The sequence below is a fragment of the Streptomyces sp. NPDC048516 genome (assembly GCF_043199875.1).
Lineage (GTDB): Bacteria > Actinomycetota > Actinomycetes > Streptomycetales > Streptomycetaceae > Streptomyces.
Genome location: NZ_JBICWS010000008.1, coordinates 134,820 through 155,969 on the forward strand (window position 1 = coordinate 134,820; position 21,150 = coordinate 155,969).

The 21,150-nt window shown below is 71.3% G+C and carries 17 protein-coding genes; 6 read left to right on the forward strand and 11 right to left on the reverse strand.

All coding sequences use genetic code 11. The features are described 5' to 3' along the window. Positions 1 to 18: 18 nt before the first annotated feature. The 3 genes from ACGFR7_RS18015 to ACGFR7_RS18025 form a co-directional block, all read right to left on the reverse strand. On the reverse strand, positions 19 to 357 hold the full coding sequence (locus ACGFR7_RS18015; RefSeq protein ID WP_088800278.1) for a P-II family nitrogen regulator: 339 nt from the start codon (positions 355 to 357) through the stop codon (positions 19 to 21). Next, positions 354 to 1,694 (reverse strand): ammonium transporter, encoded by a 1,341-nt coding sequence (locus tag ACGFR7_RS18020; RefSeq protein ID WP_393319708.1) that lies wholly within the window; start codon positions 1,692 to 1,694, stop codon positions 354 to 356. The genes ACGFR7_RS18015 and ACGFR7_RS18020 overlap by 4 nt, the downstream gene beginning before the upstream one ends. Positions 1,695 to 2,154: 460 nt before the next feature. After that, entirely contained in the window at positions 2,155 to 3,627 is a 1,473-nt protein-coding gene (locus ACGFR7_RS18025; RefSeq protein ID WP_393319710.1) for a hypothetical protein, read from the reverse strand. A gap of 501 nt (positions 3,628 to 4,128) precedes the next feature. Here ACGFR7_RS18025 and ACGFR7_RS18030 point away from each other — a divergent pair. Then, complete coding sequence (locus ACGFR7_RS18030) at positions 4,129 to 4,797, forward strand: bifunctional DNA primase/polymerase (RefSeq protein WP_393319712.1); 669 nt, start codon at positions 4,129 to 4,131, stop codon at positions 4,795 to 4,797. Positions 4,798 to 4,991: 194 nt separating this feature from the next. Here ACGFR7_RS18030 and ftsY read toward each other — a convergent pair whose 3' ends face one another. Then, positions 4,992 to 6,221, reverse strand: coding sequence for a signal recognition particle-docking protein FtsY (ftsY, locus tag ACGFR7_RS18035; RefSeq protein WP_393319714.1), 1,230 nt, complete (start codon positions 6,219 to 6,221; stop codon positions 4,992 to 4,994). A gap of 473 nt (positions 6,222 to 6,694) precedes the next feature. Between ftsY and ACGFR7_RS18040 the strand changes: the two genes are divergently transcribed. Together ACGFR7_RS18040 and ACGFR7_RS18045 are read left to right on the forward strand one after the other, a co-directional pair. Further along, entirely contained in the window at positions 6,695 to 8,179 is a 1,485-nt protein-coding gene (locus ACGFR7_RS18040) for a purine-cytosine permease family protein (protein WP_393319717.1), read from the forward strand. A gap of 99 nt (positions 8,180 to 8,278) precedes the next feature. Continuing rightward, positions 8,279 to 9,310: an LLM class flavin-dependent oxidoreductase gene (locus ACGFR7_RS18045; RefSeq protein ID WP_393319720.1), complete on the forward strand. Its 1,032-nt coding sequence runs from the start codon at positions 8,279 to 8,281 to the stop codon at positions 9,308 to 9,310. Between the two features lie 16 nt (positions 9,311 to 9,326). Here the strand turns inward: ACGFR7_RS18045 and ACGFR7_RS18050 are convergent, their stop codons facing one another. Further along, positions 9,327 to 9,650 carry a cupin domain-containing protein gene (locus ACGFR7_RS18050; RefSeq protein WP_393319723.1) on the reverse strand — a complete coding sequence of 108 codons (324 nt, stop codon included), beginning with the start codon at positions 9,648 to 9,650 and terminating at the stop codon, positions 9,327 to 9,329. Positions 9,651 to 9,837: 187 nt separating this feature from the next. On the opposite strand from ACGFR7_RS18050, the gene ACGFR7_RS18055 reads away from it, so the two are divergent. After that, complete coding sequence (locus tag ACGFR7_RS18055; protein WP_393319726.1) at positions 9,838 to 10,869, forward strand: GlxA family transcriptional regulator; 1,032 nt, start codon at positions 9,838 to 9,840, stop codon at positions 10,867 to 10,869. A 98-nt stretch (positions 10,870 to 10,967) separates the two neighbouring features. Here ACGFR7_RS18055 and ACGFR7_RS18060 read toward each other — a convergent pair whose 3' ends face one another. The 4 genes from ACGFR7_RS18060 to ACGFR7_RS18075 all read right to left on the reverse strand — a co-directional run bounded on the left by ACGFR7_RS18060 (position 10,968) and on the right by ACGFR7_RS18075 (position 17,803). Further along, a complete protein-coding gene (locus ACGFR7_RS18060) occupies positions 10,968 to 12,386 on the reverse strand; it encodes a sugar porter family MFS transporter (RefSeq protein WP_393319729.1) in 1,419 nt (472 codons plus the stop codon). Positions 12,387 to 12,697: 311 nt separating this feature from the next. Beyond that, complete coding sequence (locus ACGFR7_RS18065; protein ID WP_393319732.1) at positions 12,698 to 16,633, reverse strand: AAA family ATPase; 3,936 nt, start codon at positions 16,631 to 16,633, stop codon at positions 12,698 to 12,700. Between the two features lie 301 nt (positions 16,634 to 16,934). Beyond that, entirely contained in the window at positions 16,935 to 17,138 is a 204-nt protein-coding gene (locus ACGFR7_RS18070; protein ID WP_006602857.1) for a hypothetical protein, read from the reverse strand. A gap of 383 nt (positions 17,139 to 17,521) precedes the next feature. Further along, positions 17,522 to 17,803 carry an acylphosphatase gene (locus ACGFR7_RS18075; RefSeq protein WP_350254269.1) on the reverse strand — a complete coding sequence of 94 codons (282 nt, stop codon included), beginning with the start codon at positions 17,801 to 17,803 and terminating at the stop codon, positions 17,522 to 17,524. 132 nt (positions 17,804 to 17,935) lie between these two features. Here ACGFR7_RS18075 and ACGFR7_RS18080 point away from each other — a divergent pair, with 132 nt between their 5' ends. Continuing rightward, on the forward strand, positions 17,936 to 18,868 hold the full coding sequence (locus tag ACGFR7_RS18080) for a CAP domain-containing protein (RefSeq protein ID WP_393319735.1): 933 nt from the start codon (positions 17,936 to 17,938) through the stop codon (positions 18,866 to 18,868). A 137-nt stretch (positions 18,869 to 19,005) separates the two neighbouring features. On the opposite strand, the gene ACGFR7_RS18085 is transcribed toward ACGFR7_RS18080, so the two are convergent. Further along, positions 19,006 to 19,611, reverse strand: coding sequence for a flavodoxin family protein (locus tag ACGFR7_RS18085; RefSeq protein WP_393319738.1), 606 nt, complete (start codon positions 19,609 to 19,611; stop codon positions 19,006 to 19,008). Positions 19,612 to 19,749: 138 nt separating this feature from the next. On the opposite strand from ACGFR7_RS18085, the gene ACGFR7_RS18090 reads away from it, so the two are divergent. After that, positions 19,750 to 20,175: a winged helix-turn-helix transcriptional regulator gene (locus ACGFR7_RS18090; protein ID WP_393319741.1), complete on the forward strand. Its 426-nt coding sequence runs from the start codon at positions 19,750 to 19,752 to the stop codon at positions 20,173 to 20,175. 27 nt (positions 20,176 to 20,202) lie between these two features. Here the strand turns inward: ACGFR7_RS18090 and mutM are convergent, their stop codons facing one another. After that, positions 20,203 to 21,129 (reverse strand): bifunctional DNA-formamidopyrimidine glycosylase/DNA-(apurinic or apyrimidinic site) lyase, encoded by a 927-nt coding sequence (gene mutM / locus ACGFR7_RS18095; RefSeq protein ID WP_393319744.1) that lies wholly within the window; start codon positions 21,127 to 21,129, stop codon positions 20,203 to 20,205. Positions 21,130 to 21,150 lie beyond the last annotated feature (21 nt).

The window sequence follows — 21,150 nt, forward strand, 5'->3', positions numbered from 1 at the left end:
CGGCGGATGGCGGTGGCGTCACAGTGCGTCCGGTCCCCGCTCCCCGGTCCGCACCCGTACCGCGTCGTCGACCGGGATGCTCCAGACCTTCCCGTCGCCGATCTTGCCGGTGCGTGCCGCCTTGACGACGACGTCCATCAGCTCCTCGGCGTCGGCGTCCTCGACCAGCACCTCGACGCGGATCTTGGGCACCAGGTCGACGGTGTACTCGGCGCCGCGGTACACCTCCGTGTGCCCGCGCTGCCTGCCGTAGCCGCTGGCCTCGGTGAGCGTCAGACCGTGCACACCGAAGGCCTGCAAGGCGTCCTTCACCTCGTCCAGCCGGTGCGGCTTGATTACTGCCGTGATGAGCTTCACGCGTCCACCTTCTTCGTCAGAGCCTCGCCGAGTGCCGGTCCCTTGCGGCCGACCGTGCCACCGCCCGCGCCGGCGAAGTCGTACGCGGTCTCCGCGTGTGCGGCCTGGTCGATGCCGGCGACCTCCTCGTCCTCGCCGACCCGGAAGCCCATCACCAGGTCGATGGCCTTGGCAAGGACGTAGGAGACGACCAGGGAGTACAGCAGTACGCAGACCACACCGACGGCCTGCCGGCCGAGCTGGTCGAGTCCGCCGCCGTAGAACAGGCCCTTGGCCTTGCTCTGCACCCCGCCGGTGGCGAAGAAGCCGATCAGCAGCGAGCCGACGACACCGCCGACGAGGTGGACACCGATGACGTCCAGGGAGTCGTCGTAGCCGAACTTGTACTTGAGGTTGACGGCCATGGCGCACAGCACACCGGCGATCACACCGACCGCGATGGCGCCCAGCGGGCTGACCGCGCCGCAGGCCGGGGTGATCGCGACCAGGCCGGCGACCGCGCCGGAGGCCGCGCCGAGCGTGGTGAACGAGCCGTGCCGGAGCTTTTCGTACGCCAGCCAGCCGAGCATCGCGGCGGCGGTGGCGACCTGGGTGTTGACGAAGGCGACCGCGCCGATGCCGTCGTCGTTGCCGAGCCAGGAGCCTGCGTTGAAGCCGAACCAGCCGAACCACAGCAGTCCGGCGCCGAGCATCACCAGGGGGAGGCTGTGCGGCCGCATCGGGTCCTTCTTGAAGCCGATGCGCTTGCCGACGACGAGGAGCACGCCGAGCGCCGCGGCGCCGGCGTTGATGTGCACCGCGGTGCCGCCCGCGAAGTCGATGACCTTCAGCTCGAAGAGCCAGCCGCCCTCGCCCCAGACCCAGTGGGCGACGGGGAAGTACACCACAGTGACCCACAGGGCGATGAACAGCGCCCAGGCGGTGAACTTCACCCGGTCAGCGAGCGCACCGCTGATCAGCGCGGGCGTGATCACCGCGAACATCAGCTGGAAGACCGCGAAGACATAGACCGGGATGGTGCTGGTGCCCCACAGCTCGGTCAGGCCGATGTGGGAGAGGCCGGCGAAGTCGCCGCTCCAGCCGATGAAGCCGCCCTTGTCGGTGCCGAACGCGAGTCCGAAGCCGTACAGGACCCACAGGATCGTGACGATGCCCAAGCTGATGAAGCTCATCATCAGCATGTTGAGCACGCTCTTGACCCGGACCATGCCGCCGTAGAAGAAGGCGAGCCCGGGGGTCATGATCATCACCAGGGCGGAGCAGATCAGCATGAACCCGGTGTTCGCCGGGCTGAGCGTCACCTTGTCTGCTGCAAGCGTCAGGATGCCTGGGGGCATCGGCGTCTCCTCGTCGTCGATGCGGCCCGTGCGGGCGTGTTTCTGGTGGGCCGGCTTCGCGATGAGGTTGTCGCAGCGTGGTTTCGGCCAAACCTTGCGGGTGTTTCCCCACCGTGACGAAGAAGGCCCCCGTGTTACACCCCGGTGAACTCCCAGATCACCCCCGGGTCAGCCACCGGCAGGCCGCAGGTCGGCCCCGGACCAGCCTTCAGACCAGCCGCAGGTCGGCCCCAGACCAGCCACAGACCCGCCGCAGGCCGGCCCCACGTCCCCCGGTCTCCGGACCGGAACCACCCCTTGAGCAACCCCCACGGCGCCCGGCCCCCTCCGCGAGAGCGGCGCCGGTTCAGGCGCAAAGAACAGCCCGGCCGCGGCTGCCGCCCGCGTGACCTGGCATGGGGGAGCCGAGTCGGGCTGTACGGGGCGGCGGCCGCGGCCGGAGTCCGGGGAGGGCGTGCCGTCAGACGGCCGCCGCTGATTCGGGAAGCTGGCGGGTGAGCTCGTCGCTGAGCCGGATCACCTCGGCGACACCGCCGAATTCCCGCGCCGCGGTGTCCACGGTCTTGCGGAGCCGGGTGTTGACCCGCTCCGAGCGGACCTGCCGGGCGAACGGGATCGCCTGCTGCGCCATCGCCGCGCAGGCCTCCGGCTCCTTCTGCAGCAGATGCACGGTGGCCATCCCGATCAGGTTCAGCGCATACGAACGCTGGTGCTCGGGGTCCTGGCCGAACAGCTCCACGGCGCGCTCCATGACGGGCTCGGCGAGCGAGGCGTAGGTGGGGCTGCGGCCGGCGACATAGGCGAGATCGCGGTAGGAGTGGGCGTTCTCGGCGTTCAGCTCGGCCTCGGAGAAGAAGCGGATCCAGTCCGGCTCGGGCTCGCCGGCCAGCACGTCGGAGAAGGTGTCCTCGGCCATCCGGACGGCCCGCTTGACCTTGCTGGGCTGGCCCATTCCGGCGTAGGCGCGGGCCTCCATCGCATACAACATGGCCTGGGTGCGCGGTGTGGCCGTTTCGCGGCTGCCGTACTGGGCCAGATGGATGAGTTCCAGTGCGTCGTCGGGCCGGCCGAGGTGGATCATCTGCCGGCTCATGCTGGAGAGGATGTACGAGCCCAGGGGCCGGTCGCCGGCCTCCTTGGACGCGTGCAGGGCCAGCACGAAGTATTTCTGGGCGGTGGGCTGCAGCCCGATGTCGTAACTCATCCAGCCGGCCAGTTCGGCGAGTTCGGCGGCGACCTTGAACAGCCGCCTGGACACCGCCGCGGGCTGCGGCTCCTGGAGGAGATCGGTGACCTCGTGGAGCTGGCCGACCACGGCCTTGCGCCGCAGCCCGCCGCCGCACTGCGCGTCCCACTGCCGGAACATCGCGGTCGTCGACTCGAGCAGGTCCAGCTCCGGCTTGGACAGCCGCGCGTGCCGCCGGGCGCCGTCGGGCTCGGCCGCGTCGCCCTGGCCCGCGGGGACCGGGACCAGCCAGCGCTGCATCGGCTCGATGAGGCTGGGGCCCGCGGCGAGGGCGAGGGAGGTGCCGAGGAAGCCGCGGCGGGCCAGCATCAGGTCGCTGCGCGAGAACTCACTGATGAGGCCGACCGTCTGGGCCCCGGCCCAGGGCAGGTCCACGCCGGACACGGACGGGGACTGGTGCGCGGAGCGCAGCCCCAGCTCCTCGATGCCGACCACACAGCCGAAGCGCTCGGAGAAGAGCTCGGACAGGATCCGCGGGATGGGCTCGCGCGGCTGCTCGCCGTCGAGCCAGCGGCGGACCCGGGAGGTGTCCGTGCTGATGTGGTGCGCGCCCATCTGGCGCGCCCGCCGGTTGACCTGCCGCGCCAGCTCCCCCTTGGACCAGCCGCTGCGCATGAACCACGAACCCAGCTGTGCGTTGGGTTGTTTGGCGGCGTCGGTGCCGCCACTGCCGCCGTTGCCTCCCACTGGAAGCCCCCATCCCGATAGCTGCCTTGATGCCTGTGCCCGGTGCCCGGATACCCGGCGCGTGCCGCGAACCCGCCACAGCCTGCCGCCTGTTGCGACGCCTGTCCGGGGTACATCTACCCGACCACGGATTCCGGCCACACCTTTTGGCCTGTGCCCCACCGGTGGTTGCCACCGGCATACCCGTGCGAATGATGCCTCTTCGGGGTTCGTGCACCGAAAGTAATCCTACGATCACCCCTCGCGCGAGGGCGATTGCGGAAACGCCACCATTCGCCACCCCTTCGTATGAACTCCCCGACAGGCTCTCGCGATTGACTTGACACAGGTCGAGCAAGGCCGGGCGGAGCGAAGCGCGCCAGGGCTCGCACGGCACACCGCACCACCCGGCACACCACGTCACACCACCGGCACCACGAGCCGGCGACGGAGCGTGAAGGGCACGACGCCGTCAACCCGCCGACTCGTAACCACTGGCACGCACCACCCGTTGGAGGGGGCATGGGCTTCACGATCGGCGGCATCCGAGAGATGCGTTCCAGCTCCCGGCGCCGCGCCCGCTCGACCGACATCACGGCGGCGGCGGAGTACACCGGGCTGTGGGGCTGGGATGTCGTCCCCGGCGCCCGGGCGGTGCGCGCGGGCAACGGCGGCACGGACTGCTCGTGCGGCGCCGCGGACTGCCCCGCGCCCGGCGCCCATCCGCTGGCCTTCGCCGCGGAGCTGGCGGCCGGGGCGAGCTGGGAGACGGCCGCCGCGGCCTGGGCGGAGACACCGGGCGCCGCGCTCTTACTCCCGGTGGGCCGGTCGTTCGACATCCTCGACGTGCCCGAGGCCGCGGGGCGCAACGCCCTGGCGCGCCTGGAGCGGATGGACCTGCCGCTCGGCCCGGCCGCGGTGACCCCGACCGGCCGGGCACTGTTCTTCGTCGCCCCCGGGGCGGCCAAGGAACTCCCCGGCCTGCTCTACCGGATGGGCTGGGACGACGCGACGCTCGATCTGCGGTCCCTGGGCCCCGGCGACCACATCACCGCGCCGCCCTCCGACCTCGGCGGCCACGGCCCGATGCGGTGGCTGCGCCCGCCGACGCCGGCCACCGCGGGCCGGCCTCCGCAGGCGCGGCTGGTGGTGGGCACCCTGGCGTACGTGTGCCACCGCGCGGCGGTGTGAGCCCGGGCGGCCCCTTCCGCCTCACCGGACGTGCGGCGCCGGGACGCGACACCGCGTACGTGCCCGGGAGGCCCGGGCACCCAGGGGCGCGGCGCCGGGGCCCGGGCGCTCAGGGGGCATGACGCCGGCCCCCGGTACCCGCCGTGTGCGGGTCCGGGGGCCGATGACGGTCCGGGGCGTGGCGCCCGGCGGTCTCAGTCGATCAGGGCGTCGACGAAGGCCTCCGGCTCGAACGGCGCCAGGTCGTCCGCGCCCTCGCCCAGGCCGACGAGCTTGACGGGGACGCCGAGCTCGCGCTGGACGGCGACGATGATGCCGCCCTTGGCGGTGCCGTCGAGCTTGGTGAGCACCACTCCGGTGATGTCCACGACCTCCGCGAACACCCGGGCCTGGACCAGGCCGTTCTGGCCGGTGGTGGCGTCCAGGACGAGCAGCACCTCGCCGACCGGGCCGTGCTTCTCGACGACCCGCTTGACCTTGCCGAGCTCGTCCATCAGCCCGGTCTTGGTGTGCAGCCGGCCCGCGGTGTCGATCAGCACGACATCGGCGGCCTCGGTGATGCCTTCCTTCACCGCGTCGAAGGCGATCGAGGCGGGGTCGCCGCCCTCGGGTCCGCGGACCGTACGGGCACCGACCCGCTCGCCCCACGTCTGCAGCTGGTCGGCGGCCGCGGCGCGGAAGGTGTCGGCGGCGCCGAGGACCACGGACTTGCCGTCGGCGACCAGGACACGGGCGAGCTTGCCGGTGGTGGTGGTCTTGCCGGTGCCGTTGACGCCGACGACCATGACGACGCCGGGGATCTCGTCGCCGCCGTTGCCGATGCCATTGGCGGTGTGCACGGTGCGGTCGGCGTCCGTGCCGATGAGGGCGAGCAGCTCCTCGCGCAGCAGGGCGCGCAGCCCCTCGGGGGTACGGGTGCCGAGGACCTTGACCCGCTCGCGCAGCCGCTCGACGAGCTCCTGGGTGGGAGCGACGCCGACGTCGGCGGTCAGCAGGGTGTCCTCGATCTCCTCCCAGGTCTCCTCGTCGAGGTGTTCCCGGGACAGCAGGGTCAGCAGGCCCTTGCCCAGGGTGTTCTGGGAGCGGGAGAGCCGGGCACGCAGCCGGACCAGCCGTCCCGCGGTGGGCTCGGGGACCTCGATCTCGGGCGCGGCGGGCGCCTCGGGCTCGGCGGCCGGTGCTTCGGCCACGGGGGCCTCGGCGGTGGGCAGAGTGACTTCTTCGATGGTGCGACGTTCTTCGTCGCTGGGGGTCTCGGCCTCCTCGCCGACCTGCGGTTCGGCGGGGGGCGCGGTAACGGAGGGCTTCGGGGCGGCCGGCGGGGACGGCGGCAGCTGCTTCTTCTTGCGGCCGCTGACGACGAGCCCGCTGATCGCGCCGAGCACGACCACGGCAATGATGACGGCAAGGATCACGGTTTCCATAACCCCTCCAGTATCAGCCACGCCCCGCCCGTGGGGACCGCACGCGCCGAAGCCACGGCGGGCGGGGAACGGACGCCGGGAGTGGCCGGAAAAGGGCACCGAAGAGCGCGAGCGGGCCGGTGACGCGACGGGGATCTCCCCGCCGGCCGATGACCCGCAGGGAGCCGCCGCGACGGGCGGGCCACCGGGTGGGCGGGGCGACGGCGCGTACCGGGCCGGCGACGGTCCGTACCACCCCCGGCCCTGGTCAGAAGCGCCCGACTGGACCGTTCGACGAAGGTGGGCGACACTCGTTCTCGTCGTGGGGTCCAACGGAACGAATCGGTAGAAGTTGGATCAAAGTACGATGGTGGGCGGCCGCGCAACGCGCGTAGAGTCCTGGCAACCAATTCTGGCCAAGGCACCACAGCCGCTGCCTGCACCTCCTCCCCCCGGGGGTGCCTCCAGATCCCCGCACGGAGATACCTGCACCAATGGGCACCACCACGTCCGCTTCCGCTCCCGCAACCGAAGGCGCCGTCGAGACCCGCGGCATCGAGCCCGTCCCCGACCGCGAACGCCAGGGCCGCGTCCGTGAGCTCTTCCCGACCTGGGTCGCCGCCAACATCAGCGTGTTGTTGCTCACCATGGGCGCCTCGCTCGTGGTCAACAACGGGCTGAACTTCTGGCAGGTCCTGCTGGTGGCCGTGATCGCCGCAGCCGTCGCGTTCGGCATGGTGGGCGTGCTGTCGGTCTCGGGCAAGTGGGGCGGCGCCCCCGGCGCGATGCTCTCCCGGGCCGCCTTCGGCGTCCGCGGCAACTACTTCCCCGGCGCGATCCTGTGGGTCGCCCGCTTCGGCTGGGAAACGATCAACGCGGTCACCGGCGCCTACGCGGTACTGACCGTGCTGCATCTGCTGCTGGGCATCGAGAAGAACGACGTCCTCGTCGTCGTCACCCTGCTCGTCTTCGTGGCCGTCACCTATCTGGTGAGCGGCCTGGGCCGCAAGGCGCTCAATATCTGCAACAAGTACTCCACGTACCTGTTCGGCCTGTTCAGCATCATGGTGCTGGTCTACCTGGTCGCCACGATGAACTGGGACGCGATCTTCGCCAAGAAGGCCGGCACCACCGCCATGGTGATCGCGGGCATCGGCACCATCGCGGCCGGCGGTATCAGCTGGGTGCCCACCGGCCCCGACTTCGCGCGCTACCTCCCGCACTCCGCGTCCGGCAAGAAGATCGTCGGCACCACCGTCTCCGGCGCGGCCCTGGTGCTGCTGCCGATGGTGCTGATGGGCGGCGTGATGGCCGTCTCGAACCCGAAGCTGGCCGGCCAGAACACCGACCCGATGTCGTTCCTCGGCACCATCCTGCCGTCCTGGCTCGCGGTGCCCTACCTGGTCACCGCGCTGGTCGGCATGGTGCTGATCAACAGCCTGTCGATGTACTCCGCGGGCTTCACCGCCCAGACCATGGGCGTCAAGCTGCCGCGCGCCCTCGCGGTCAGCATCAATGCCGTCATCAGCCTGGTCGGCGGCCTGTTCATGATGCTGGTGGCCCAGGACTTCATCGGCCAGTTCATCGCCTTCCTGACGCTGCTCGCGGTCTCCTTCTCCGCCTGGATCGGCGTCTACGGCATCGACATGGCCCGGCGGCGCAAGCTGGCGGTGCGCTATGACGCCGACAGCCTGATGAACACCGGGCGCACCAGCCGCTACTGGTACACCGGCGGCTTCTGCTGGCAGGCCATGACCGCCTGGGCGGTCGCGCTCGGCGCGGGTCTGTGCTTCACCAAGGTCCAGTGGTTCACCGGCCCGCTGGCCACCACCTGGATCGGCGAGAACGGCCTGGGCTGGGCGGCCACGATCGCGATCGCCGCGGTCGTCTTCGCCGTACTGCCGGCGCCCCGGGAGTCCGTCCCGGCGGCCGGGGCCGGCGACGCGGCCGGGGCCCGGCAACCGGCCGAGGTGAGCTGACCCGGCCCGCCCCGCGGACCGCAACCGCCCTCTAGTGATCTGACGTAACGTCAGCTAGCGTCCCCTTCGCCAACCGCCTTGGCGAAGGGGACGTTTGCCATGTCTGCCCTGCCTGACCTGTCTGCGCTGCCCGGCCTGACCGCCCTGCCCGTCACGGTCCTGCGCATCAACCTCGTCGACCCCGCGCCCACGCCCGCCGCGCTCTCCGCCCGCTACCGGGCCGCCGTCGAGATGGCCGCCTTCGCCGACGACCGCGGCCTGACCATGGTCCAGACCGAGGAGCACCACGCCACCACCAACGGCTGGATGCCCTCCCCGCTCACCTTCGCGGGTGCCGTCTTCGGCGCCACCCGCCGCATCGGCGTCACCGTCTCCGCGCTGATCACCCCGCTGCACGACCCGCTGCGGCTGGCCGAAGACCTCGCCTCGCTCGACCTCCTCGGCGGCGGCCGGCTGGTCACCGTCGCCGGTCTCGGCTACCGGCCCGAGGAGTACGCGGCGCACGGGAAGGACTGGCGGGGCCGTGGCGCGCTCCAGGACGAAGTGCTGGAGACCCTGCTGTCCGCCTGGACCGGTGAACCGTTCACCTACCGGGGGCGCACGGTCCAGGTCACTCCCCGCCCGTACACCCGGCCGCACCCCCTGCTGCTGATCGGCGGCAGCTCCCGGGCCGCCGCCCGGCGCGCGGCCCGTCTGGGTCTCCCCCTCTTCCCCAGCGCCCACCTCCCGGAACTGGAGGCCTACTACCACGAGCAGCGCACCGCCTTCGGCACCGAAGGCTGGGTGATGCAGCCGCCCGAACGGACCTCGCTCCTCCATCTCTCCGAGGACCCGGACCGCACCTGGGCGGCGTACGGGGACCATCTGCTGCACGAGGCCCGGATGTACGCCTCCTGGCAGTCCGCCGGCATCCGCTCCGCGGTGCGCTCGTCCGCCCGGGACGTCGCGGCGCTGCGCGAGGAGGGCGTCTACCGCATCGTCACCCCGGACGAGTGCCTGCGGCTCGCCCGGCAGGCGGGCGGCCGGGGCTCGCTGATCCTGCATCCGCTGTGCGGCGGGATGCCCGTCGACGAGGGGTGGCGCTCGCTGCATCTGTTCGCCGAGGAGGTGCTGCCACGCCTCAAGGACTGACGGCCGGGGGCGGGTTTCAGCCTTCCGGATAGAAGACGAAGAGGGTGCAGCCCGCCGCCGACTGCGGGACGTGCCAGGAGCCGGCCGGCGCATGGAGGAAGGACCCGGCCGGGTGGTCGCCGTCACCGTCGTGGAAGGTGCCGGAGACCACGAAGACCTCCTCGGGCCCGGGTGCGTGCACATCGATGCCCTCCCAGCAGCTGCCCGGATCCATCTCCAGCACCTGCGCCTTCGCCCCATTGCCGCCGGTCCACAGCGGCCTGATCCGGATGCCGGGGAACAACTCCTTGACCGGGGCGTCGTCCACCGCGGTCCACACGTAACCCGCGGTCCGGCCCACGCCTCCTGCGCTCCGCCCGGGCCTCGCCCTTTGCCCGTCCGGCCCCGTGGCCGCGTCCAGGGGCGTGGTCGCGTCCGGGCCCGTGGCTGCTTCCGGGGTCGTCTCCCTATCGCTCATGTCTCCACTCTTGCCGGACGGACGACTCGGCCCCAGTGTCAGAAATGACGTCCTCGGGTACTTTCCTGCCATGTCATCATCGCCGCGGCGCGCCCCGCAGCCGGACCCCTTACACCGCGTGGTGGCGCTGGTGCGCCCGCCCCAGTCGGTCTTCGAACTCGGCTGTGCCGCCGAGGTCTTCGGCACCCGGCGCCCCGGGGTGCCCGCCCGCTACGACTTCGCGGTGTGTACGCCACAGCCCGGCCCCCTACCGACGACGGCGGGCTACGACATGGTGGTGACCTGCGGCCTGTCGGCGCTGGAGACCGCGGACACCGTCGTCATCCCCGGCTGGATGCCTGCCGGGGAACCGCTCGCACCCGCCGTCCGCACGGCACTGCGACGCGCACATGCGCGGGGCGCCCGGCTGGTCAGCATCTGTTCCGGCGCCTTCGCGCTGGCGCAGACCGGGCTGCTGGACGGCCGCCGGGCGACCACCCACTGGAATCTGGCGGCCTCTCTCACCGAGCGTTTCCCCCGCGTCGAGGTGGACCCCTCGGTGCTTTACATCGATCACGGCGACCTGGCGACCAGCGCGGGAGCGGCGGCCGGTGTGGACCTCTGCCTGCATCTCGTACGCCGCGACCACGGCGCGGCCCATGCCGCCCGGATCGCCCGCCACATGGTCATGCCGCCGCACCGGGAGGGGGGCCAGGCCCAGTACGCCGCGCCGCCCCCGGGGGAGCATGCCGCCCCCGCCCCCGGCACGGGAGACTCACTGGCCCCGCTGCTGGAGTGGGTGGCCGGCCGGCTGGCCGAGCCGGTGTCCGTCGAGGAGATGGCCGGGCAGCTGCGGATCTCCTCGCGCACCCTCGCCCGGCGGTTCGCCGGACAACTCGGCACGAGTCCCGGCCAGTGGCTGCTGGACCGTCGTATCGGCGCCGCCCGGGCGCTGTTGGAGGAGAGCGATCTGCCCGTCGAAGCGGTCGCGCTGCGCGTCGGCCTGTCGTCGGCGACCAATTTCCGCCGACGCTTCCAGCGCGCGCTGCACACCACGCCGGCCGCGTACCGGCGGGCGTTCCGTGCGGCGGACGGCGCGCCTCCGGCCGGCAGCGACGCCTGAGGCGCGCCGCGGCGCACGGGCACAAAAAACGGGTACTGCCCGGGGTCCCTGATGACCCGGGGCAGTACCCAGTACTGAGGAGAAGGACTGGCGGGGGGTTAGCCCATCTCCTCCAACGCCTTGCCCTTCGTCTCCTTGACGTACTTCAGCACGAAGGGGATCGAGAGCAGAGCGAAGACCATGTAGATGACGTACGTACCCGAGAGGTTCCAGTCCGACAGGCTCGGGAAGCTGGCCGTGATGGCCCAGTTGGCGATCCACTGCGCGGAGGCGGCGACGCCCAGCGCGGCGGCACGGATCTTGTTCGGGAACATCTCGCCGAGGAAGACCCAGACCACGACGCCCCAGGAGAGGGCGAAGAAGAGCACGAAGACATGGGCGGCGATCAGGGCCACGGTGCCTTCGGCGGCCGGCAGGGTGCCGGCCGCGGTCTTGGCGGAGAAGGCCCACGCCTCCAGGCCGAGCGCGACGGCCATGCCGGCCGAGCCGACCAGCGCCAGCGGGCGGCGGCCGATCCGGTCGACGAAGATCATCGCGATGACGGTGCCGATGATGTTGATGATCGACGTCGTGAAGCTGTAGAAGAACGAAGCGCTCGGGTCGATGCCGACGGACTGCCACAGCGCAGAGGAGTAGTAGAACGCGACGTTGATACCGACCAGCTGCTGGAAGACCGACAGTCCGATGCCGACCCAGACGATCGGCAGGAAGCCGAACTTGCTGCCGAGCAGGTCCTTGAACGACGCCTTGTGCTCGCGGCGCATCGCGTCCTTGATCTCCGCGACCCGCTTGTCGAGGTCCACGGCCTTGCCCTCGACCTCGGCAAGCACCTCCTTGGCCCGGGAGACCTTGTCGACGGAGATCAGGTACCGCGGCGACTCGGGGATCGCGAAGGAGAGCAGACCGTAGAGGACGGCCGGGATGACCATCACGCCGAGCATCCACTGCCAGGCCTCCAGGCCGGCGATGACGCCGCGCTGCTTGCCGTCGGCGAGGTTGAGGATGCCCCAGTTGACGAGCTGGGAGACGGCGATGCCGACAACGATCGCGGCCTGCTGGAACGAGCCGAGACGGCCGCGGTAGGCGGACGGCGAGACCTCGGCGATATAGGCCGGGCCGATGACCGAGGCCATACCGATGGCGAAGCCGCCGATGATCCGCCAGAAGGCGAGGTCCCAGAGGGCGAACGGAAGAGCGGAGCCGACGGCGCTGATGGTGAACAGCACCGAGGCGATCTGCATCACGCGGATACGGCCTATGCGGTCCGCGATCCGGCCCGCGGTGGCGGCGCCGATGGCACAGCCGATCAGCGCAATGGCGATCACCTGGGCGAGTACGGCGGAACCGACCTCATAGCGGCCACGGATCGCCTCGACGGCACCATTGATGACAGAGCTGTCATAGCCGAAGAGAAAGCCGCCCATCGCGGCAGCCGCGGTGATGAAGATGACATGGCCGAGATGTTCGGGATGGGCCTTGCGGCCTTCCGAACCCGTCGGCTGCGCGGTGCTGGTCAACGTGAACTCCAGTGGCCCGGCTGCGCTGCCGGGTTAGGGGGCTGGCCCTACAAGTGGTGCATAGGTTGGAGGCACCCACCACTTGAAGGTAAAAGCGACGTTGCAGAGACTATGCCTTCAAGTTTCGAAGTCAATAGGCCGAGATGAATTTGTTTCTCGGCCACTCGAGAGGCAGTTCGTTCAAGTTCTGAACTGATGCAGTGTCGGACACTCCGGGCGATCAACGACGGCGCCGGGGAGGGTCACGGCAGACGCCGATTCCGGTCGATATCGCACCCGGCCGACACGGGTCCGCTCCACCGCTCCCGCGCTCAGTGCAGCCGCTGGCTGATGACCTTGGTAACGCCGTCACCCTGCATCGATACCCCGTAGAGGGCGTCCGCGACCTCCATCGTCCGCTTCTGATGCGTGATCACGATCAGCTGGGAGCTCTCCTGCAGCTCCTCCATGATCCCGATCAGCCGTTGCAGATTGGTGTCGTCCAAGGCGGCCTCCACCTCGTCCATCACATAGAACGGGCTGGGCCGCGCCTTGAAGATCGACACCAGCAGCGCCACCGCGGTCAGCGACCGCTCACCACCGGACAGCAGCGACAACCGCTTGACCTTCTTCCCCGGCGGGCGCGCCTCCACATCCACCCCGGTCGCCAGCATGTCGTCCGGATCGGTCAGCACCAACCGCCCCTCGCCACCCGGGAACAGCCGCGCGAAGACGCCCTCGAACTCGCGCGCGGTGTCGTGGTAGGCCTCGGTGAAGACCTGCTCCACCCGCTCGTCGACCTCCTTGACCACCTGCATCAGATCGGCGCGGGTCTTCTTCAAGTCTTCAAGCTGCTCGCTGAGGAACTTGTGCCGTTCCTCCAATGCGGCGAACTCCTCCAACGCCAGCGGATTCACCTTCCCGAGCTGCTGATACGCCCGCTCGGCCGCCCTGAGCCGTTTTTCCTGCTCGGCCCGTACGTAGGGCACCGGCTGATGGCGCGGATGCCCGGGATCCTCCGGAAGCACCTCGCCCTCGGCGGCCGGCGACGGCGGGACCAGCTGCTCGGGGCCGTACTCGGACATCAGCCCGGCCGGCTCCACCCCCAGCTCCTCCAGCGCCTTGGTCTCCAGCTGCTCGATCCGCAGCCGCTTCTCCGCCCCCAGCACCTCGCCGCGGTGCATCGAGTCCGTCAGCTTGTCCAGCTCGGACTTCAGCTCCCGGCCCTGATTGCGCTCGGCCACCAGCGCCTGCTCCCGCTCGGCCTTGGCCCGCTCCGCCGCGCCCCGCTCCTCCTCGGCCCGTACGGCCGACACCTCGACATGGGCCAGCAGCTGCCGGGCCCCGGCGGCGACCGCCCCGGCCACCTGCGCCTCGTGCCGCAGCCGTGCGCGCCGCCGCTCGGCCCGCAGCCGCGCCTCGCGTTCGGCGCGCGCCCCCCGGTCCAGCGCATCCGCCCGCCCGGCGAGCGCCTTCACCCGCTCCTCGTGCGTCCGCGCCTGGAGCCGGGCCTCCATCTCGGTCTGCCGCGCATTGGCGCCGTCGGCGGCCAGCCGGTCCCGCGCCGAGGTATCGGGCTCCTCGTCGCCGACGCCCGGCTCCTCCTCGGCCACCGCAAGGCGTTCGGCCAGCTCCTCGGCCTCCTCGGTGGCCCGCGCCAGCGCCTCCTCGGCCCTGCTCGCCGCCGCGTCCGACCGCTCGGCCTCCCCCGCGGCCGCCCGCGCCTGCCCGCCGAGCCGGCCGAGGTCCCCGGCGACCTTCGACTTCTCCCGGTCCGCCGCCCGCCACCGCTCGGCCAGCTCCTCCACCAGCGCGGCACACTCCGTACGGCGTTCCGCCGCGGCCCGCTGCGTCCGTGCCAGCTCCTCGCAACGCGCTGCCAGCTCCTCCAGCTCGGCGGCCGCCTCATCGACGGACGCCTGCACCTCCAGCAGGCTCGGCGCACCGGCGGAGCCGCCGTGCGCGAAATGCGCTCCGAGCAGATCGCCCTCACTTGTCACCGCCGTCAGCTCCGGCCGCGCGGCCACCAGCTCCTCGGCGTCCTCCAGCGTCCCGACCACCACGACGTCCCGCAGCAGCCGGGCCACGGCGGCCGTCAACTCCGCGGGCCCCCGAACCAGTTCCTCCGCCGGTACGGGCCCGGAACCGGGCCCGGGGAGCCGGGACCCGGCGGCCCCGGGTGCGCCGGGCTTCCCGGCCGCGCGCCCACGGGTATCCGCCACGGCCCCTTCGGCCCTGCCGGCCCCACTGCACGCCGACACCCGAACGGCCTCGGTTGTCTCAGCTGCCTCAGCTGCCTCAGCGAACTCAATGGCCTCACCAGCATCCGAGATATCCGCAGAACCAGGGGCACTCGGGGCACTCGGGGCACTCGGAACATCAACCACATCCGGGGCCTCACCCATCTCCGTAGCCCCCACCGCATCCACCACCTCAGCGGCCTCCGCGGCCTCCGTGGCCTCCGCGGCATCCGCGGCCTCCGCCGTCTCCACGACCTCCGCAGCCCGCGCCGACTGCGCGGGCACCCGCCCCGCAACCGGCCGGCCCCCGCTTCCCCCCAGCACCATCGCCGCCCGCCCCGCATCCTGTGTGCGCAGCAGCCGGATGGCCTCGGCGGCGGTGCCCGGGCCGGTGACGGCGAGGGCGTCCGCGGCCACGCCGAGGGCGGCCGCCACCGGGATCTCGAAACCGGGGGTGACGGTCAGCAGTTCCGCCGCCGGACCGAGCAGGCCGGTGAGCTGGTCGGCGGCGGCCAGCAGCGCGCCGGTGCCGTCCTTGCGGCGCAGCCCCAGCGCCAGTGCGTCATGGCGTGCGGCGGTCGCGGCCCGTTCACGCTCGGCCGTGGTCAGCGCCTCCCGAGCGGCGGTCAGCGCGGACTCCGCCTCCGCCAGTTCGTGGCGGGCCGCCTCGTGCCGCCCGGCGATCTCCTCGTCGTCCGCGTCCAGCCCCTCGACCTCGGCCTTGAGCTGTTCGTACTCCTCGTGGGCGGTGGCCGCCCGGCGCCGGGCATCGTCCCTGGCCTCGGCCAGGCGGCCGATCTCCGCCTGCGCCGAGGCGGCCCGGCCACGGGCGGCGGTGACCTGTCCGCTCAGCCGGGCCAGGCCCTCGCGGCGGTCGGCGATGGCCCGGGCCGCGTCCCGCAGCCGCCGCTCCTCGTCCGCCAACTGCCGCTCCAGTCCGGCACGGTGTTCGACGGTGTCCTCCAGCGCCCGGCTCGCCGCCTCCAGCGCGGCCGTCAACTCCGCCTCCTGCTCGCGGATCCGGGCCGCCTCGCGCTCCATGTCCTCGGGGTCACGCCCGTGCCGCTCCTCCGGCGGGGCCGCCGAAGCGCTCTTGACCCGCGCCTCGGCCAGCGAGATCGTGCCGCGCACCCGCTCCGCGAGCTGGGAGAGCTCATGCCAGGTCTGCTGGGCGCGCTGCACCCGAGGCGTCAGGGTGCGCACCTCCTCCTCCAGCGCCGCCTCGTGCTGCTGGGCGGTGCGCAGCCGGTCCTCGGCGGCCTGCTTGCGCTCCTTGAGCGCCGCCTCGTCCGCGATCTCGGCGCGCAGCGCCCGGCGCAGGGTGACGAGGTCGTCGGCGAGCAGCCGCAGCCGGGCGTCCCGCAGGTCCGCCTGGATGACGGCGGCGCGCCGGGCTACCGCGGCCTGCCGCCCCAGCGGCTTGAGCTGGCGCCGCAGCTCATCGGTCAGATCCTGGACGCGGGCGAGGTTGGCCTTCATCGCGTCCAGCTTCCGCAGCGCCTTTTCCTTGCGCTTGCGGTGCTTGAGGACACCGGCCGCCTCCTCGATGAAGGCCCGGCGCCCCATCGGGTCGGCATGCAGGACGGAATCGAGCTGGCCCTGTCCGACGATGACGTGCATCTCCCGGCCGATACCGGAATCGGAGAGCAATTCCTGGATATCCAGCAGTCGGCAGGTGTCTCCGTTGATCTGGTACTCGCTGCCGCCGTTGCGGAACATGATCCGGGTGATGGTGACTTCGGCGTATTCGATCGGCAGTGCACCGTCGGCGTTGTCGATGGTGAGCGAGACCTCGGCACGGCCGAGCGGCGGCCGCCCGGTCGTCCCGGCGAAGATGACGTCCTCCATCTTCCCGCCACGCAGCGACTTGGCTCCCTGCTCGCCCATGACCCAGGACAGCGCGTCCACCACATTGGACTTGCCGGAGCCGTTCGGGCCCACGACGCAGGTGATGCCCGGCTCGAACCGGAGCGTCGTGGCGGAGGCGAAGGACTTGAAACCTCGCAGGGTCAGACTCTTGAGATGCACGCCGTGGGACTCTACCGGCCCCCCCATCGGGGGACGACCCCCAACATTCCGGTCCCGATCACCCGCCCGTACGGCCCCCGGGTATACCGCACCGTTCATTTTCGGTTTCATTGCCGAAAGCGCAGGGCACATCATGCGGTAAGGGAGGGGCGGCACGGCTGAAGTGGCCGGAAGGTCCGAATAGGCCGGAAACCGAAAGAGCCGGAAACGACGAAGGGACGCCGAAGCGTCCCTTGCAGATCTTGAAGAGAGCGGTGCCTCAAGCGGCTGGCGAGCAGCCCTACCGGCCCTGAGGTTGGGGTCAGGTGAGCGCGGGCTCCGCCTGGGGTACGTCGATGTCGAGCATCGAGTCGTCGCGACGTGCGGCAGCGGACAGCATGTCGTTTTCGGCCTGCATCCGAATAAGTTCGGATTCAAGGTCTTGGACGCGCTGCTGAAGCCGTCGCATCTCGGAGAGGACTCGGGGGTCGGAGCCGCCGACGTAACCGAGAAGCGCCTTTGCCATGATGGATGGTCCTCCACAATGAGTGACCGACCGAAGCGGTGTGGGTCGTGAGGGAATCGCACCCGCGGTGCTTGTCATTCTCTGCGTGTACTCAATGCCAAACAGCTAAGGTGCGCGGGGATTCCAGAGTCTCACCAAACGGTTTGACGGTCAACACGATCACGCCCCGTATCCTCGGGCGCCTGAGAGTGCGCGGCCGCGAGGGCGCTGCGCCGACTCCCCAGAAAGGTCCCGCGGGGGCGTAGAGATCATCCGTACAGCGGCAGCCTTGCACGGGTCGGCCGGATTGGCAACCACCAGGCCTTATCTCCTGTAAGCAGCTGACAAGGACGTCTCTACAAGATCGCCTGTGTCGGCCGTACGGACGGTTCCGGCGGAGCCGCTCAGCGGATTTCGAAGCCGTCGTAACCGCCCCGGGGCGTGTCCCATATCTCAGTGACTCCGTCGACCCGCCCGGGCGTGTCTCCGGTACGGAGCCAGTCCAGCAGCGCATCGCAGTGGTCCTTCGGGCCCTCGGCGACCACCTGAACGCGGCCGTCACCGAGATTGACCGCAAATCCGGCGAGTTCGCCGATGCGAAGGGCGTTGGCCCGGGTGAACCAACGGAACCCGACGCCTTGGACCTGACCACGCACCCAGGCGGTCACACGGACAGCTTCGTTCATGTGTGCACGTTAACTGTCCAATTGCTCAGCAGTCACTTCTGCCCATCCGTCATGGCGTACAGTCCCCCGACAAGCGAGGCTCACCCTTATGGGTGAGCCGTCTTGACGCTGAGGACGGAAGGAAGACAGCGGATGGGCCGCCATCGACGCTCTGCTCCCCCAGCCCCCGATGCCCCCGGTGCGGGGCCTGTTGACGCATCGCCGGCGGAACACCCCGGCCCGTCGGCCGCGGACCTGCGCCGCGGACATCGCGCGGCCCCCCGCCGCGGGCGGACCCCCGTACGCACCGGACTGCTCGGCGCCTCCGCGGTGATGGCGATGGGAGCCGTGGCCGCCGCCTCCGGACTGATCCCCGGCCACGGCCAGTTCGACGGGGGGACCAGCGGCGACCAGCGGGACCGCGTACGGGCCGGCGCGCTGCCGGAGGCCACCGAGACGCTGGGCGGCGGGTCGGCGACCCCGTCCGACCGCGCCACGGAACAGGTCAGCCGCGGCAGCGCCCGTGCCACGGCTCCCGGCGCCGGCCGCCCCTCCTCCCCCACCACCCCCTCGACGTCCCCCTCTCCGCACCGGACGGCCACCTCCCCCGCCGGAAAGACCGATACCCGCCGGTCCGCAGCGCCCGCCGACCGGCCGTCCTCGGCAGCGTCCGTACGCAGCGCGGCGCCGTCGAAGACCGCCGACACCCAGTCGTCCGCCGAGGCCCAGGTCCTGTCCCTGGTCAACCAGGAGCGCGCCCAGGCCGGCTGCTCCCCCGTCACGGCGGACAAGGAACTGGCGGGACTCGCACAGCAGTTCAGTGACGACATGGCCCGGCGCGGCTTCTTCGACCACACCGACCCGGACGGGGACACGCCCTGGGACCGCGCCCGGGACGCGGGCATCGACGACCTGGGCGGCGAGAACATAGCCCGCGGACAGGCCACCGCGCGGGCCGTGATGGACTCCTGGATGAACAGCCCCGGCCACCGCGCCAACATCCTCAACTGCGATTACAAGACCCTCGGGGTCGGCGCCCATGTCGGGCCGGGCGGCCCGTGGTGGACGCAGGACTTCGGCTTCTAGAGGCCGGGCCGGACGGCGCCCGGCCGGGGCGCGGCAGCCCCCAGGCATCAGACGCCCGCGCCGCCCCGTGACGGATCACGGGGCGGCGCGGGCGTCTCGCGTGCGGGGGGGAGTCCTCGTCCCCCCGCACCCGCCGGTCAGGCGGCGACGGCGGCGCGGCCCGCGGCGAAGATGCGGGCCTGCTCGGCGATACGGCGTCCGAGGTGTTCGGCGGTGGCGATATCGGCCTTGTGGACCGCCTCCGCGCCCTGGTCGTTGTCGGACTGGGCGCCGGCCCCGAGGAAGAAGCCGAGCCGGTTGAGGTCGTTCTCCGAGGCGGTGGAGGAGTTCCAGCCGGGGAGCAGGTTGAGGCTGACCCAGCTCATCCCGTGCTGGGCGGCGAGCACCGTGAAGAACTGCAGGGTGTGCAGCTTGTCCCCGCTCTTGGAGGCGGAGTTGGTGAAGCCCGCCGCGAGCTTGTCCTGCCAGGCACGGGTCGCCCAGCGCCTGGATGTGGCCTCGGCGAAGGTGTGGAACGCCCCGGAAGCCGTCCCCATATAGGTCGGCGAACCGAAGACGATCGCGTCGGAGGCGTCGAGCAGTTCCCACTGGGCCTCGGTGATCTCGTCGACCTGGATCAGATGGACGGTGGCCCCCGCCTCGGCGGCAGCGGCGCGGACGGCCTCGGCCAGTACGGCGGTGTGGCCGAAGCCGGAGTGGTAGGCGACGGAGACGACGGGGGCGGGCAGGGCGGAGCTGGTCACGGCGGTTTCTCCTCAAGGTCACGGCATCCCGGGACGGTCGGCCCCCCGGGGACGTCGGGGTGTGATGGGAGAAGAAAAGCACTAACTTTTCGAAAGCGCAATCCATTGGTTAGCGCTGTGCACGGGTATGGTGTCGGTATGGCCACCGAGAACCCTGCCGAGACCGCCGAGGAGCCCCCCGCCGCCTGTGCGGACGATCTGGCCTACGACGTCTTCGCGCGCGACTGCCCCTCCCGTGACGCGCTCAAGCACGTCACCGACCGATGGGGCAGCCTGACGCTGGGCGCGCTGCTCGACGGCACCTTCCGCTTCAACGAACTGCGGCGCCGGGTACAAGGCGTGAGTGAAAAGATGCTGGCCCAGACCCTGCAGGCACTGGAGCGGGACGGACTCGTCCACCGCGCGGCCCAGCAGACCAACCCGCCCCGGGTGGATTACGCGCTGACGCCGCTGGGCCACCAGGTCGCCCGCCAGCTGCACCTGCTGATCGCCCTGGTGGAGGACCGGATGCCGCAGGTGCTCCAGGCCCGGGAGCGCTATGACGCCCAGCACACCGGGGGCTGAGCCGGCAACCTCGCCGGCCTGCCGGCTTCAGCCGCGCGGCGGCCGCTGGCAGCGGGGGCAGAAGTAGCTGGAACGGTTCATCCAGGGACGGCGGCGGATCGGGGTGCCGCAGCGGCGGCAGGGTTCGTCCTCGCGACCGTAGGCGTCCAGGGAGCGGTCGAAGTAGCCGGACTCCCCGTTGACGTTGACATAGAGGCTGTCGAAGCTGGTGCCGCCGACGGCGAGCGCGGCATGCATCACCTCCCGTACGTGGCCGAGCAGTTCGGCCGTGCGCGGGCGGGTGAAGGTGGCGGTCGGCCGCTCGTAGTGGAGCTTGCTGCGCCACAGCGCCTCGTCCGCATAGATGTTGCCGACGCCGCTGATCAGCGTCTGGTCGAGCAGTGCCCGTTTGACGGTGGTCCGGCGGCGGCGCAGCGCGTCGTGGAAGGCGGCGTCGTCGAAGGCCGCATCGAGCGGGTCGCGGGCGATATGGGCGATGACGTCGGGAAGGTGGTCCGCGTCGCCGGGGACGGTGTCGTGCAGCGAGAGGCCGCCGAAGGTGCGCTGGTCGACGAAGCGGAGTTCGGTGCCGAGGTCGTCGGCGAAGCGGAGCCGGATGCGCAGATGCTTCTCGTCCGGGGCGTCCTGCGGCTGGACGAGCAACTGGCCGCTCATCCCGAGATGGGCGAGGATCGCCAGGCCGTGGGTGACGGACGGGGTGACCCTCGGGGGGAGGCCTTCGGCGGCGGTCTGTGCGGCCGGGCCCCCGCCGGTCACCGGGAGCCAGAGGTACTTGCCGCGCCGGCGTGCCGCGCCCAGTTGCAGGCCCATGAGCCGGGCCGCGAAGTCGGCCGCGCCGGCCGTGTGCCGGCGGATCGCGCGCGGATGCCGCACCTCGACCTCGTCGATCGTGCGGCCGCTGACCCAGCGCTCCAGTCCGCGGCGTACCACCTCGACCTCGGGCAGCTCGGGCACGGGACTCCTTGGGACAGCTGA

What these genes read in the sequence shown, in the direction of transcription:
- ACGFR7_RS18020 (WP_393319708.1), bottom strand. Translation starts at nt 1,694, where the DNA reads ATGCCCCCAGGCATCCTGACGCTTGCAGCAGACAAGGTGACGCTCAGC.
- ACGFR7_RS18030 (WP_393319712.1), top strand. Translation starts at nt 4,129, where the DNA reads ATGGGCTTCACGATCGGCGGCATCCGAGAGATGCGTTCCAGCTCCCGG.
- ftsY (WP_393319714.1), bottom strand. Translation starts at nt 6,221, where the DNA reads ATGGAAACCGTGATCCTTGCCGTCATCATTGCCGTGGTCGTGCTCGGC.
- ACGFR7_RS18040 (WP_393319717.1), top strand. Translation starts at nt 6,695, where the DNA reads ATGGGCACCACCACGTCCGCTTCCGCTCCCGCAACCGAAGGCGCCGTC.
- ACGFR7_RS18045 (WP_393319720.1), top strand. Translation starts at nt 8,279, where the DNA reads ATGTCTGCCCTGCCTGACCTGTCTGCGCTGCCCGGCCTGACCGCCCTG.
- ACGFR7_RS18055 (WP_393319726.1), top strand. Translation starts at nt 9,838, where the DNA reads ATGTCATCATCGCCGCGGCGCGCCCCGCAGCCGGACCCCTTACACCGC.
- ACGFR7_RS18070 (WP_006602857.1), bottom strand. Translation starts at nt 17,138, where the DNA reads ATGGCAAAGGCGCTTCTCGGTTACGTCGGCGGCTCCGACCCCCGAGTC.
- ACGFR7_RS18075 (WP_350254269.1), bottom strand. Translation starts at nt 17,803, where the DNA reads ATGAACGAAGCTGTCCGTGTGACCGCCTGGGTGCGTGGTCAGGTCCAA.
- ACGFR7_RS18080 (WP_393319735.1), top strand. Translation starts at nt 17,936, where the DNA reads ATGGGCCGCCATCGACGCTCTGCTCCCCCAGCCCCCGATGCCCCCGGT.
- ACGFR7_RS18090 (WP_393319741.1), top strand. Translation starts at nt 19,750, where the DNA reads ATGGCCACCGAGAACCCTGCCGAGACCGCCGAGGAGCCCCCCGCCGCC.